Genomic DNA, 12623 nt, shown 5'->3' on the forward strand with positions numbered 1-12623 from the left:
TGTGCTTATTGACAAAAGCGTTGATCATCATAATTGGGGAGGGATGGAGATGTTTTTATCACTGAAATGTAAAACTTTAAATAATTTTCCCATCTGATCTGGACCAGCGAGCCGTTCGATGTCTTGGCGGATTTTATCTTGCAAAGGAGTGCTTTTTCCCACTCCAAGCTGTTTTGCGCGCTCCAATAGCCCCATTTTAAAAAGAAATTCTCCTTGCTCGAAGATTTCAGCAAAACAGCCCTGTTCAAGAGCGATGGTTTTTAAAAAAGAAAAATCAACATGGGATGTTAAGTCATGTTCACCAGGGGCATCGAAAACATCACGAAATCTATGTTTTGAGAGAGCTTGCAGCGTATCACCAAAAGCAAGATCACAAGCACCATAGTCGATAAGTAAAGCAGAACCTGTTACTTGCACTAAATGGTGGCTGATTTGTTTCATGAACTGATGTCGTAAGGGGGCATGTTCAAAAATTGTTCCGTCAGGCACTTTAGAACAATAGGTTTGTAGACAAGAAGAGGGAAGTCTATGTGGGGCAGCAATAAAGATGAAATCTCCATTTTGATTGACTGTAATGCAGCGCTCTTTCCATTCTCCATTGACTTTAATATATTGGTTGATAGGGAGTGTATCGAGAAATTCATTAGCAATGAGGAAGAGAGGTTTTGAAGGAATTTGATTAAAATTTTCAATGCTATGGATTTGTTTTTGATAAGAGCAAAGGCGTTTTTTTTGTTCTTTTGCAAGTTTTTTGCTTATTTCTATCAGAAAAATTTCAGCAGCATTAAATGCCGTTTGAGAGAGCTTTTGGATAGTTCGCAAAATGTCATCCATCAAAGTTCCACGTCCTGGACCTATTTCAGCGAGAATAAAAGGATAAGGACAACCTTGAGCTTTCCAGCTTGCAAGAGTCCAAATGCCAATCATCTCTCCAAATAGTTGGCTTATTTCAGGTGCTGTAATGAAATCACCAGTACGTCCAAAAGGTGTTTGTGTTTGATAATAACCAAATTGAGGATCGGTGAGCGCCAACGTCATATATTGGCTAACAGTGATTGGTCCATTAAGGGCAATAATTTCTTTAATTTTTTCTTTGAGACTGGCCATTTTCTGTCGATTTATATTTAAAGGCATGGAGAAGAAGATATCCCCCTAAAAGAAACATGGGAAGAGATAAAGCCATGCCATAAGTAAAACCAGTAGAATGGAAAAGTGTGGAAAACCATTCTGGATCTTCTTGAGGAGCACGGTAAATTTCAGAAATGCTGCGTGCTATTGCATAGCCTATAATAAATATCCCTGATACAGTACCGGGACGTTTTAATGCTTTGAACCAAAAAATAAGAAGACACAGGATGATGAAGAGAAGAAATCCTTCCATAAATGCTTCATAAAGTTGACTTGGATGGCGCGGTAAATAGTAAGGATCGAGAGGAAAACAAACAGCCCAAGGATGTGTAGTAATATTGCCCCATAACTCTTGGTTGATGAAGTTGCAAATTCGTACAATGCCGATACCAATAGGAGCACCTGCAGCAATGATATCAAACATGGCTCGTATGTTAATATGATTTTTACGGGCAAACCAGATCATAGCAATGATAATACCAATAAGTCCGCCATGAAAGGACATTCCCCCATCCCATACGGCAATGATAGCACTTGGATGGTTAAAATAGTAAATGGGATCCCATACAAGAACTTGTCCTAAACGTCCTCCAACAACAACACTTATGGCAGACCAGACAACAAAATCTCCGATCTTCTCTTTATCCATAGGAGGGTGGTTTCTATACCATAGAGATGTTTTTTTTAATAAATTTTGCGCATACCACCAAGCAAAAAGAATACCCAGCACGTAACCAAGTCCATACCAATGAAGTGTTATAGGACCTAGCTGGATAATGACAGGATCAAGAAAAGACGGAAAAGCAATGGCTGGACAAGACAAATTGTTCATGAGTTAAGCATCTTACATTATGAGATGAATATGAAGTGACTCTGATGATCAGAAATGACAGATGAATGCACAATGGTCAAGTCAGTAGGGAGGCTAGACAGAAAGGGTGATAGATTTCCACTGATTTATCGCGGTAAAAAAAATATGGTGATAAAAGGAGTATTAAAAACTCTTAAACAAAATCGTTATGAAAAGTCTACATAGTATGTAAAATATAGAGTAAAAGGAACAAATTACAGTATCTAAATGTTATGAGAATACGCTATAATGCGTGCGTCAATAATTAAAATTTAAGGAAAAATGTTATGCGTAATGGATCAAACCGTATTTTTGATGAATTAGCAAAATTAGCAACGGATGCTGCTGACGTTGCGCAAGGCATACGACGTGAAGCTGGAACAGCTTTTCGTGTGCAGGCTGAAAAGATAGCAAACAAACTTGATCTTGTTTCTCGCGAAGAGTTTGAGACTTTTAAGGAGATGGTGCTGAAAATCCATGCTGATAATGCTGATTTGAAAAGGCGCCTTGATGATTTAAAAAAAGATGATTTAAAAAACGCAGACACAAAAAAGTAAAATAGTTTCTTAAAAAAAGAATCTTCAAAAAATATCCCCAATTTTTCAATATGATGCGTGAAACTAAAAAATGCTTAATCTTGAGTCTGTTAGAGCGGAGCATTTGTTTATTTTTGATTTTTTTGGGGGTAAAATACATTTTTTTGAATCAGGGGGGCTGGCGCTATGAAATTGTATCAATACACTGAAAAGACTTGATGATTCGTTTTATGATTATCAGGTTGCCCTAAACAGCGCGATTGTGTTCTGGGTGTTTGTGTACTGTCGATGTTTTTATGTGTATTTGTTTGGTGTAAAGGTTCTGATTGTAGCAAAATATTGTTACAGTTTAGATGGTTTATATTCTGTTGACAATGTTTAAAGATGATTGAGGATTGTGATGAGGCTTGCATTTTGCGCCACAGAAAGAAAAGAGCACCCTGTTGACTTTATCGAACAGATTGCCTGTGAATATGATTGGTCATTTGAGCGGGATGCACAAGATGAAATTAGCGTTTGTGTGGAAGGAAAACGTGCAAACTATCGTCTTGCTTTTTCATGGATGGAAGAGCATGAAGCACTTCATTTAGCTTGTTCGTTTGATCTTTCTATAAAAAATGCTCAAACAGCTGAAATACAGCGCTTATTGCTAGCAATTAATGAAAAGTTGTTGTTGGGACATTTTGATTACTGGCAAAGGAATAATTCAGTTATTTATCGACAAGGTCTTCTTTTGGCTGGTGGGATGCATCCATCTCATATACAGGTTGAAACATTGTTGATACATGCACTTAAAGTCTGTGAAAGCCATTATGTTGCATTTCAGATGGTTGCTTTGTCGGGAGAAAGTGCTTACAAGGCACTACAGTACACTTTGTTTGAAACTGTAGGGAATGCCTAAAATATACAGTCTGTTATTTTTACAGACGGTTTGCTGAAATATTACTCATAGGGGGATATCAAGAATAGCGCGCACCCCCCCTAGAGGGCTCTCATCTAATTGTATGTTGCCACCGTGGCTGCGTGCTATGTCTTGGGCAATAGAAAGACCAAGTCCTGTTCCACTTGCATCTTGATTTCGCGCTTTATCAAGTCGAAAGAATGGCTTAAAAACTTCTGTGCGCATATTTTCATGAATTCCAGGTCCATTATCATCGATTATCAATATAAAAGATTCTAGTTGAGAGTTAGCGGTTAGTTTAACGGTCGTACCGTAACAAAATGCATTTGATACAAGATTGCTGACTAAGCGTGTGAAAGCACGGGGACGTACTTGTATTTCTGTAGGACCTTCAATAGTGTAAGAAAATTGACGTTTGTGAAGATGAGCATCGGCGGAGAATTTTTGCATAAGAGCATTTAAATCAAAAGTTTTGACACTTTCACTTCCTTCACCACGAGCAAAAGCAAGATAATCTTCTAACATATTTTGCATGTCACTTACATCTTGCTCAAGCGGTTTAATATCAAAGTCAGTATTTGCTAATGCTAGCTGAAGTTTAAAGCGTGTAAGAATGGTTCTTAAATCATGACTTACTCCTGAGAGCATCATGGTACGTTGCTCAATTTGGCGTTCAATACGTTCACGCATGCGTACAAAAGCGATGCCTGCACGACGAACTTCATCAGCTCCTTGTGGTTGAAATCCTTTTGGTAAAGGACGACCGCGTCCAAAGCTTTCTGCTGCTTCAGCCAATTGTTGAATCGGTTTGATTTGATTGCGCAAAAAGTAAATTGCTATCAGCAATAAAACAAGAGCTGTTCCTACCATCCAGCTTAAAAAAATAGCAGTATTGGAAGCATAAGCTTGGCTGCGTGGAGCAAAGACGCGTAAGATATTGTGACCAAGGTGGATGCGGATTTCAACAAGATCAGAATCTCCTACAGTATCGATCCAGAAGGGACGGTTAATTTGGCGGGTGATTTCTTCACTTAGAAAATAATCAAGAATTGCAAAAAATGGCTTAGGTCCTGGTGGGGGTAAGGGGGCAGGAGATAAAATAGAAATGTTTAATCCCATACGTTGTTGTGCAATACGCTTGATATCTTCATAGTTATCTTGTTGTGGATATGTTTCAAGAATATCAATAATGGCTGAAATATCATGCACGACAGCCGTTGAAAGACGCTCGGTTACCATTTGCCAATGACGTTCCATAAAGACGTAAGCAATGACCGTTTGCAGAAGCACCATGGGAGCAATAATAATGATCAAAGAACGAGCATAAAGCCGTTTAGGCATCTTTTTCGTTAGCCATCGAAAAAAAAATCTTAAAGGTTTGAACATTGTGCGCCTATTCAATTGAGAGTTTATACCCTATTCCTCGCACAGTTTGGAGCCATATAGGGAGTGCTGGATTTTTTTCTATTTTACGACGAAGGCGGTTGATCTGCACATCAATGGCACGTTCACTTATATTGCTGTCATCGGTCGCAAATTTATGGCGCGGAATTGTATCGCCTGCATTTTCGGCAAAAATGACCATCATTTCTTGCTCTTTATCTGTTAATTTAATAATTTCTCCTCCTTTTTTGAGTTCGCGTCGTGAAATTGAAAATATATAAGGACCAAAAACGATTTGCTCAATTTTGGGTTGGCTAAGGGGAAAACCTCGTCGTAAAATGGCGTTGATGCGAAGGAGAAGTTCACGAGGGTCAAACGGCTTAGCCAGATAATCATCTGCCCCTGCTTCTAATCCACGGATACGATTGTCTATTTCTGATAAAGCTGTTAGCATGAAGATAGGGACATTTTTTGTTTGGCGGAGTGAATGAGTGAGGTCAATACCGTTTTCACCAGGCATCATGACATCAACAATAAGAAGATCAAAATCTAAACTTGCCAATAGTCGTCTTGCTTCATTCGCATTGGCTGAAACTGAAACACGAAATCCATTTTTAATGAGAAACTGAAATAAAAGATTGCGAATACGAGTATCGTCATCAATCACAAGAAGGTGAGGGGCATCGTCACACAAAACTTGAACGTGATTGGTCATTCTTAAAAAAAACCTTGATAAAAATTTAGTTTACACAAAATGCAAGTTTACATAAGTTGTATAAAGCTGTCGAGCAGCACCTTTACCTTAAAAGAGAGAAAGTTTTATTTATAAATTTAAAAAAGTTACTTTTGAAAAGGATATGATGGGTAATCTTAATATACATATTATTCCAGTTACAACATTCCAACAAAATTGCACTTTGCTTTTTGATAGTGAATGTAAAACGGGGGTTCTCATTGATCCTGGTGGTGATTGGCCGCGGATTCAAGACGTAATCGAAAAGAATGGTGTTATCGTTGAGGCTATTTGGATAACACATGGTCATTTTGATCATGTGGGAGCAGCAATGCAAGTGAAAGAAGCGCTTAATGTAAAAATCATCGGTTCACATCGCGATGATAAGCCTGTGATGGATGCCGTGAGCGAAAGCGCAAAAAATTATGGCATCACTGATGCTTGCATCTGTATCCCTGATCAATGGTTAGAAGATGGTGAGTGCGTTCATTTTGCTGGACATGTGTTTAAGGTTTTTCACACCCCAGGACATTCTCCTGGTCATGTTATTTATTTCAATGAAAAAGAGCGCTTAGCCCTCTTGGGTGATGTTCTCTTTCGTGGTTCTATTGGACGTACGGACTTCCCCTTCTGTTCCCATGAAAAATTGATGCAATCTCTTCGAGAAAAAGTTTTACCCTTAGGCGATGATGTTTGTTTTATCTGTGGGCATGGTCCCCAAAGTAGCATAGGCTATGAGCGACAAAATAATCCTTTTCTTCAAGATTTTAATATATGAGCAAATAAAAAAACGCTTTGAAGCGTTTTTTTGTGCCATTTAAGACTTTTTAGTAGGGCAGAACAGAAGTTAATTTATTGGGGCATAACAAAAGTGTTCCACACCATTACGGTCTCGAAAGGTCCCTGTTTTAGGGTTGAAGGAACGGTATTTTTTCTTGCAATATTGAAGCCAATCAGATTCTAATGATTGTTGTACTGGCTCATATTTCACCGTTTGCGGAGCTTCATAAATTATCTGTTCTTGTGGAACCTGTTGATATACAATTTGATGCTGTGGTGCGGTTTGATAAACAACTTTTGGCTGTTCTGATTTTTTTAAAATTTTGCCGAGAAGTGCACCTGCTGCAAGAGCAAGAATGCCCATTGCTAAAGCTTCTCCTGAGTTATTTATATTAATACTACTGTGTTTTGTCTTTTTGCGCTCGACATAATGATATGTCTTATGTTCAACATGATGGTGTTGTTGTGCTCCCCATTTATGGCTAACATAATGACGCTTGTGGGGATTATCAAAAGAGTGATGTTCACTATGAGAAAAATGGGAGCTAAAATTGTGAGACGGTAAACCAGCCTCCCTCCTCATATCATAGTTATGATACCATGCCATATCCGCAAGCGTTGGATCTAATGGCATCAAAACGGTTACAGTAGACATTGCTGATAATACCGCTAATCTGATCACTTTTTTCATAATGATGCTCCTTGTGTAAATTCGTATTTTTCACATCCTACATGTGTCAAACTGAATAGAGCCTGAACAATTTTGGACTTTATTGTGACAAAAAAATAAAAATTCATTTAGTTAAAACTATTACCAATACAGTAAAATAAAATCATGACAGAATTTTGATTTCAATTAATATACTATTCTTAATGTTCATTAAGCAGCTTGTATTTAGAGAACCAGATTTTTTACTATTGGTTATAAATTATTTATTGATGAGTACTTTTTTATTGCTTGATACAATATGAATTGAACAATAGGTGTATGAATAAAAGTTATCGTTTTTTATTATAGACTTATGGTGCTAAGATAGAACCTTATTGGTGTGATAAAATACAGTCCTGTTTGACTACTCTCTTGTGAGGCTAAATATTGAGTTCGATATCATATTATAATTGTATAAATATAATATATTGCGGGAACTTTTTTTTGATATATGGGAAACATTCTTGTTGGGATATGGCTGTTAGTTTGACAGTATTGGCATGATAAAATGCGTTTGACACAAGATTGCTGATGAGACGTGTGAAGGCACGTGGGCGTGCTTGTATTTGTGTAGGGCTTTCAATGGTGTAGGAAAATTGACGTTTGTGAAGATGCGCATCGGTAGAGAATTTTTGCATAAGAGCATTTAAATCAAAAGTTTTAACACACTCACTGTCTTCACTACGGGCAAAAGCAAGGTAATCTTCTAACATATTTTGCATGTCACTCACATCTTGCTCAAGCGGCTTGATATCAAAGTCAGTATTTGCTAACGCTAGCTGAAGTTTAAAACAAGTGAGAATGGTTCTTAAATCATGGCTTACACCCGAAAGCATCATGGTGCGTTGTTCGATATAGTGAGTGTGTGTATTTTGCTAGACATGAGTTTAGGGTTTTGTATACACTGGGGCATTCCCTTGGTCATGTTATTTATTTCAATGAAAAAGAGCGCTTAGCCCTCTTGGGTGCTGTTCTTTTTCGTGGTTCTATTGGACGTACGGACTTCCCCTTCTGTTCCTATGAAAAATTGATGCAAATCCCTTCGAGAAAAAGTTTTACCCTTAGGCGATGATGTTTGTTTTATCTGTGGGCATGATCCCAAAAGTAGTATAGGCTATGAGCGCCAAAATAATTCTTTTCTTCAAGATTTTAATATATGAGCAAACACAAAAACGCTTTGAAGCGTTTTTTTGCCATTTAAGATTTTTTTAGTAGGATGGAACAGAAGTTAATTTATTGGGGCATAACAAAAGTGTTCCACACCATTACGGTCTCGAAAGGTCCCTGTTTTAGGGTTGAAAGAACGGTATTTTTTCTTGCAATAGTTAAGCCAATCAGATTCTAATGATTGCTGGAGTGGCTCATATGCCACCATTTGCTGCACTTGATAAACTCTTTGATTTTGCGGAACTTTTTGATAAATTATCTGATTTTGTGGTACTATTTGATAAACCACTTGTGGCTGTTCTGTTTTTTTTAAAATTGTACCAAGAATCGTACCAGTTTTAAGATCAAGAATACCCACCGCTAAAGCATCTTCTGAGTTGTCTATATGAATATTACTGTGTTTTGTCTTTTTGCGCTCGACGTAATGATATGTTTTGTTTTCAAAATGATGATAATGGTGATGATGGTGTTGTTGTTCCGCCTTACTATGTTTGGCTTTAAATCTTCTCTTGTCATCATCAGAACGCTTGCGGAAATCATCAACAAACTTTTGGAAATCATCAGAAAAAAAGCCACGTTTGCTATCAGAACAATGGGAGCGAGAAAAACCGCAAGGCGGGATATCAGCTTTCTTCTTCATTTCCCTTATCGCATCATCTGTTTCTTTACGCATCTTCCTCATCATATCATCTATTTCTCTCGAGATAGAGTCACTACGCTTCCATGCCATATCCGCAAGCGTTGCATTTAGCGGCATCAAAACGGTCACAGTTGATATTGCTGATAATGCCGCTAACCTGATCACTTTTTTCATAATGATGCTCCTTGTGTAAATTCGTATTTTTCACATCCTACACGTTTCAAACTGAATAGAGTCTGAACAATTTTGGACTTTATTGTGACAAAAAAATAAAAATTTATTTAGTTAAATCTATCGCGGAGACAGTAAAATGAAATCATAACAGAATTTTGATTTCAATTAATGTACTCTGCTTGAGGTTAATTAATAAGTTTGTATTGAGAGTCCACGATTTTTTACTATGGAATATAAACTCTTTATTTAGGGATAGTTTTTTATTGTTTGGTACAATATGAATTGAACAATAGGTATATGAATAAAAGTTATCATTTTTTATCAGAGGCTTATGGTTATATGAGAAAGTCTTATTTTACTTTATTTGTGTTATAGGACAGTGTTCTATTTGAATATTTTCTTGTAAGGGTAAATAATATTGAGTTAGATATCAGAGTATAACTGTATAAAGATAATATATTTTAGAAATTTTTGTAAAATATTCTCTCTCATGTTGTTTTAGACAAATTGAAGCACCCTTGATGTTGGAGGTTGTCTATTTTTCGGATAACGCTGTTTGCTTTTGAGCTTTCGTCTTTTTTTAGAAGAGCTGAAGATTATTTTATGCGGTTTGAAATTTTTTGCTCCTTCATTGATTGCGTTTTTTTCGTTTTATTGTTGCTTGATTAGGGGTGTTTTTACGAGATTTTCCTTTTTGATTTTCCAAAATACCAGTGTCCATGGTTGGTCCCATGTGTGCAAGGTCTGGTTTGGAGAAAAGACTTGGTTGTAATACGCGCTCATGGGTGGATTGTTCGCTATGTTGTGTTAAGGGATTTTCTGCGAGTTCTAGTTCTATCTTTTGTAATTGTTTGATTTCATCGCGAAGGCGTGCTGCTTCTTCAAAATTAAGATCAGCAGCTGCTTCATGCATTAATTTTTCGAGGTGTTTAATATGAGATGCTAAATTGTTGCCAACCATATTTTTTTTCTCGATGACATCAGGGATATTTGTATGAATATGGTTGTTTTCATAGCCTGAATTGAGAATATCTCCGATATTTTTTTTAATACTTTTCGGTGTGATATGGTGTTCTTCATTATAGGCTATTTGTTTTTGTCGACGTCTTTGTGTTTCCTGTAAGGCTCGTTCTATGGAACCAGTGATCGTATCTGCATAGAGGACAACACGGCCATCTACGTTACGTGCAGCACGTCCGATTGTTTGTATGAGTGAAGTTTCAGAGCGCAAAAAGCCCTCTTTATCGGCATCTAGAATGGCAACAAAACCACATTCTGGAATATCTAAGCCTTCTCGGAGCAAGTTAATACCGATGAGGACATCAAAGGTGCCAAGCCGAAGATCGCGTAGAATCTCAATGCGTTCTAATGTATCAATGTCAGAATGCATATAGCGTACACGAATACCTTGTTCGTGGAGATATTCCGTTAAATCTTCGGCCATACGTTTTGTGAGAACTGTCACCAATGTACGGTAGCCTTTTTGAATTGTTTTACGAATTTCATTCACAACATCATCGACTTGATTTTTGGCTGGACGAACCTCTGTTGGTGGGTCAACAAGCCCTGTTGGGCGAATAACTTGTTCCACAAAAGTGCCGTGAGATTGTTCTATTTCCCAGCGTCCAGGTGTTGCGGAGACAGCAATCGTTTGTGGGCGCATAGCATCCCATTCTTCAAAGCGCAAAGGACGGTTATCCATACAAGAAGGGAGGCGAAAACCATATTCTGCTAAGGTTGCTTTTCTACGAAAGTCACCTCGGTACATGCCCCCAATTTGGGGAATGGTTACGTGGCTTTCATCGATAAAAACAAGAGCATTATTTGGAATGTATTCGAACAAGGTTGGTGGTGGTTCACCAGGTTTTCGTCCTGTTAAATAACGTGAATAATTTTCTATTCCGGCGCATGAACCGGTGGTTTCTAACATTTCTAAATCAAAAATTGTACGTTGTTCTAAACGTTGTGCTTCTAAAAGACGTCCCGCTGCGTTCAACTCATCGAGGCGTTGAAGCAGTTCCATTTTGATGGCTTTCATTGCTTGATTGAGTGTTGGTCGCGGTATTACATAGTGTGAATTGGCATAAATTTTAATCGATTGAAGATCGCCTGTTTTTTGTCCGGTGAGAGGATCGAATTCCGTAATTGTTTCCACTTCATCGCCAAAGAGCGAAATACGCCAAGCACGGTCTTCAAGATGGGCAGGGAAAATTTCGATTGTATCCCCTCGTACACGAAAGGAACCACGAATGAAATTGATATCTTGTCGATAATACTGTTGAGAGACTAAATCAGCCAAGAGTGTTCGTTGATTGAGTTTGTCCCCTTTTGCTATTTGGAAGGTCATGGCCGTATAGGTTTCTACGGAACCAATTCCGTAGATGCAGGAGACAGAGGCGACGATAATAACGTCATCACGCTCTAAGACGGCGCGTGTTGCAGCATGACGCATCCGGTCGATTTGTTCATTAATTGAGGATTCTTTTTCAATATAGGTATCAGAGCGTGCAACATAGGCTTCTGGTTGATAATAGTCATAATAAGAAACAAAATATTCGACAGCATTATGGGGAAAAAAACTTTTAAATTCCCCATAAAGCTGCGCTGCTAGAGTTTTATTGGGAGCTAAAATCAGAGCTGGACGCTGTGTTTTTTCAATGATATTGGCCATTGTATAGGTTTTTCCTGAGCCGGTAACACCCAAAAGCACTTGTGTACGTTCATCTTTTTGAATTCCCTCAACCAGAGTTTTTATGGCTTGAGGTTGATCTCCCGCTGGTTTAAAAGATGTTTCGAGTTGAAATGGAATACCACCTTCAGATTTTTCAGGACGAATAGGGCGGTGAGGTGTCCATAATGCACCATTCTTAAAAAGAGGATTACCTGAAGCAATAAGAGCAGAAAGAGCTTCTACTGTTGCAGTAACACCATTTTTCATTGTTGTATCCTTTGATAGAAAAGTGCTGGTGATTTTAAAGAAAATACTAATTTTTACAATTTCATTACGACAACAGCAAAACGTTATTGAACAGATTTGTTTTGGTTTATTGGAGCCTTGATTAGGATATTGATCAAGTTTTTTCTATGAGACAAATTCTTCGAAGTATTTCTTTAGAGGGGCATATTTGTGGTTGTTCGTGAATACTATTGCATTTTTGCCATGATGATATTCAAGAGGGCATAAGTTATTATGGCTGTTATGGAGAATAATCGGTACGTTTGGGCATTAAAGACATTGTATACGTGTGATAAAGATCATTTCCATCTTTAAATGAAAGATAACGAGATGACACCCAACCTATTTGAGTGTTATATCGGATATGGCACCAATTTCCTTCACAGTTTTTAACAAAAACTAATTCTCCAGCAGAGATTAAGCCGCAAAGTGCATACTGAGTGCTGGGACCTGTTCTAAAATTAAGATTTTTCGTAACAAAAGCATTTGCTGCCTCTGATATTGTTGTGGCTAAAAAGAAAGAGCCAAACATAAAAAAAATGACGATTTTTTTCATTTTTCTGTAAAGAATTTCTTTAGAGATTTTCTATCCTTTTCTCTTCATATCCCATATGATTTCTTTTACTAGATTATAATAAAATAGAAAAAAACACAATTCTTTCTTCT

Annotated in this window: 11 protein-coding genes and 2 pseudogenes; 4 read left to right on the forward strand and 9 right to left on the reverse strand. The window is 37.6% G+C overall.

Annotated features, from left to right (window positions below; translation table 11 throughout):
- Positions 1 to 27: 27 nt before the first annotated feature.
- A complete protein-coding gene (locus tag ACFILW_RS00455; protein WP_375684939.1) occupies positions 28 to 1107 on the reverse strand; it encodes a class I SAM-dependent methyltransferase in 1080 nt (359 codons plus the stop codon).
- Positions 1082 to 1960, reverse strand: a complete 879-nt coding sequence (lgt, locus tag ACFILW_RS00460; protein ID WP_375622253.1) for a prolipoprotein diacylglyceryl transferase — start codon at positions 1958 to 1960, stop codon at positions 1082 to 1084. Before lgt ends, ACFILW_RS00455 begins: the two co-directional genes overlap by 26 nt.
- Before the next feature lie 305 nt (positions 1961 to 2265).
- On the opposite strand from lgt, the gene ACFILW_RS00465 reads away from it, so the two are divergent.
- Together ACFILW_RS00465 and ACFILW_RS00470 are read left to right on the forward strand one after the other, a co-directional pair.
- Positions 2266 to 2535 carry an accessory factor UbiK family protein gene (locus tag ACFILW_RS00465; protein WP_375622252.1) on the forward strand — a complete coding sequence of 90 codons (270 nt, stop codon included), beginning with the start codon at positions 2266 to 2268 and terminating at the stop codon, positions 2533 to 2535.
- Positions 2536 to 2914: 379 nt separating this feature from the next.
- The gene (locus ACFILW_RS00470) at positions 2915 to 3415 is read left to right on the forward strand and encodes a YbjN domain-containing protein (RefSeq protein WP_375622251.1); all 501 of its coding nucleotides are present in this window, start codon (positions 2915 to 2917) and stop codon (positions 3413 to 3415) included.
- Positions 3416 to 3460: 45 nt separating this feature from the next.
- Here the strand turns inward: ACFILW_RS00470 and ACFILW_RS00475 are convergent, their stop codons facing one another.
- Positions 3461 to 4801, reverse strand: a complete 1341-nt coding sequence (locus tag ACFILW_RS00475; RefSeq protein WP_375622250.1) for an ATP-binding protein — start codon at positions 4799 to 4801, stop codon at positions 3461 to 3463.
- 7 nt (positions 4802 to 4808) lie between these two features.
- Positions 4809 to 5513 carry a response regulator gene (locus ACFILW_RS00480; RefSeq protein WP_375622249.1) on the reverse strand — a complete coding sequence of 235 codons (705 nt, stop codon included), beginning with the start codon at positions 5511 to 5513 and terminating at the stop codon, positions 4809 to 4811.
- 145 nt (positions 5514 to 5658) lie between these two features.
- On the opposite strand from ACFILW_RS00480, the gene ACFILW_RS00485 reads away from it, so the two are divergent.
- Positions 5659 to 6309, forward strand: coding sequence for an MBL fold metallo-hydrolase (locus ACFILW_RS00485; protein WP_375684940.1), 651 nt, complete (start codon positions 5659 to 5661; stop codon positions 6307 to 6309).
- A gap of 69 nt (positions 6310 to 6378) precedes the next feature.
- Here ACFILW_RS00485 and ACFILW_RS00490 read toward each other — a convergent pair whose 3' ends face one another.
- Both ACFILW_RS00490 and ACFILW_RS00495 read right to left on the reverse strand, forming a co-directional pair.
- A complete protein-coding gene (locus tag ACFILW_RS00490; protein ID WP_375684912.1) occupies positions 6379 to 7002 on the reverse strand; it encodes a BA14K family protein in 624 nt (207 codons plus the stop codon).
- A gap of 473 nt (positions 7003 to 7475) precedes the next feature.
- Positions 7476 to 7874: pseudogene (locus ACFILW_RS00495) on the reverse strand (sensor histidine kinase); the annotation flags it as partial.
- A gap of 5 nt (positions 7875 to 7879) precedes the next feature.
- Between ACFILW_RS00495 and ACFILW_RS00500 the strand changes: the two are divergent.
- Positions 7880 to 8180 (forward strand): annotated as a pseudogene (locus ACFILW_RS00500) (MBL fold metallo-hydrolase); the annotation flags it as partial.
- Positions 8181 to 8248: 68 nt separating this feature from the next.
- Here the strand turns inward: ACFILW_RS00500 and ACFILW_RS00505 are convergent.
- The 3 genes from ACFILW_RS00505 to ACFILW_RS00515 all read right to left on the reverse strand — a co-directional run bounded on the left by ACFILW_RS00505 (position 8249) and on the right by ACFILW_RS00515 (position 12513).
- Positions 8249 to 9001, reverse strand: a complete 753-nt coding sequence (locus ACFILW_RS00505) for a BA14K family protein (RefSeq protein WP_375622246.1) — start codon at positions 8999 to 9001, stop codon at positions 8249 to 8251.
- A gap of 628 nt (positions 9002 to 9629) precedes the next feature.
- On the reverse strand, positions 9630 to 11939 hold the full coding sequence (gene uvrB, locus ACFILW_RS00510) for an excinuclease ABC subunit UvrB (RefSeq protein ID WP_375645750.1): 2310 nt from the start codon (positions 11937 to 11939) through the stop codon (positions 9630 to 9632).
- A 259-nt stretch (positions 11940 to 12198) separates the two neighbouring features.
- Complete coding sequence (locus ACFILW_RS00515) at positions 12199 to 12513, reverse strand: SH3 domain-containing protein (RefSeq protein WP_375622244.1); 315 nt, start codon at positions 12511 to 12513, stop codon at positions 12199 to 12201.
- Positions 12514 to 12623 lie beyond the last annotated feature (110 nt).

It is taken from the genome of Bartonella sp. TT110JLCBS, assembly GCF_042193405.1.
In the GTDB taxonomy this organism is placed as follows: Bacteria; Pseudomonadota; Alphaproteobacteria; order Rhizobiales; family Rhizobiaceae; genus Bartonella.

Coding starts and splice junctions, on each gene's coding strand:
- ACFILW_RS00455 (WP_375684939.1), bottom strand. CDS start 1,107: ATGGCCAGTCTCAAAGAAAAAATTAAAGAAATTATTGCCCTTAATGGA.
- lgt (WP_375622253.1), bottom strand. CDS start 1,960: ATGAACAATTTGTCTTGTCCAGCCATTGCTTTTCCGTCTTTTCTTGAT.
- ACFILW_RS00465 (WP_375622252.1), top strand. CDS start 2,266: ATGCGTAATGGATCAAACCGTATTTTTGATGAATTAGCAAAATTAGCA.
- ACFILW_RS00470 (WP_375622251.1), top strand. CDS start 2,915: ATGAGGCTTGCATTTTGCGCCACAGAAAGAAAAGAGCACCCTGTTGAC.
- ACFILW_RS00475 (WP_375622250.1), bottom strand. CDS start 4,801: ATGTTCAAACCTTTAAGATTTTTTTTTCGATGGCTAACGAAAAAGATG.
- ACFILW_RS00480 (WP_375622249.1), bottom strand. CDS start 5,513: ATGACCAATCACGTTCAAGTTTTGTGTGACGATGCCCCTCACCTTCTT.
- ACFILW_RS00485 (WP_375684940.1), top strand. CDS start 5,659: ATGGGTAATCTTAATATACATATTATTCCAGTTACAACATTCCAACAA.
- ACFILW_RS00490 (WP_375684912.1), bottom strand. CDS start 7,002: ATGAAAAAAGTGATCAGATTAGCGGTATTATCAGCAATGTCTACTGTA.
- ACFILW_RS00505 (WP_375622246.1), bottom strand. CDS start 9,001: ATGAAAAAAGTGATCAGGTTAGCGGCATTATCAGCAATATCAACTGTG.
- uvrB (WP_375645750.1), bottom strand. CDS start 11,939: ATGAAAAATGGTGTTACTGCAACAGTAGAAGCTCTTTCTGCTCTTATT.
- ACFILW_RS00515 (WP_375622244.1), bottom strand. CDS start 12,513: ATGAAAAAAATCGTCATTTTTTTTATGTTTGGCTCTTTCTTTTTAGCC.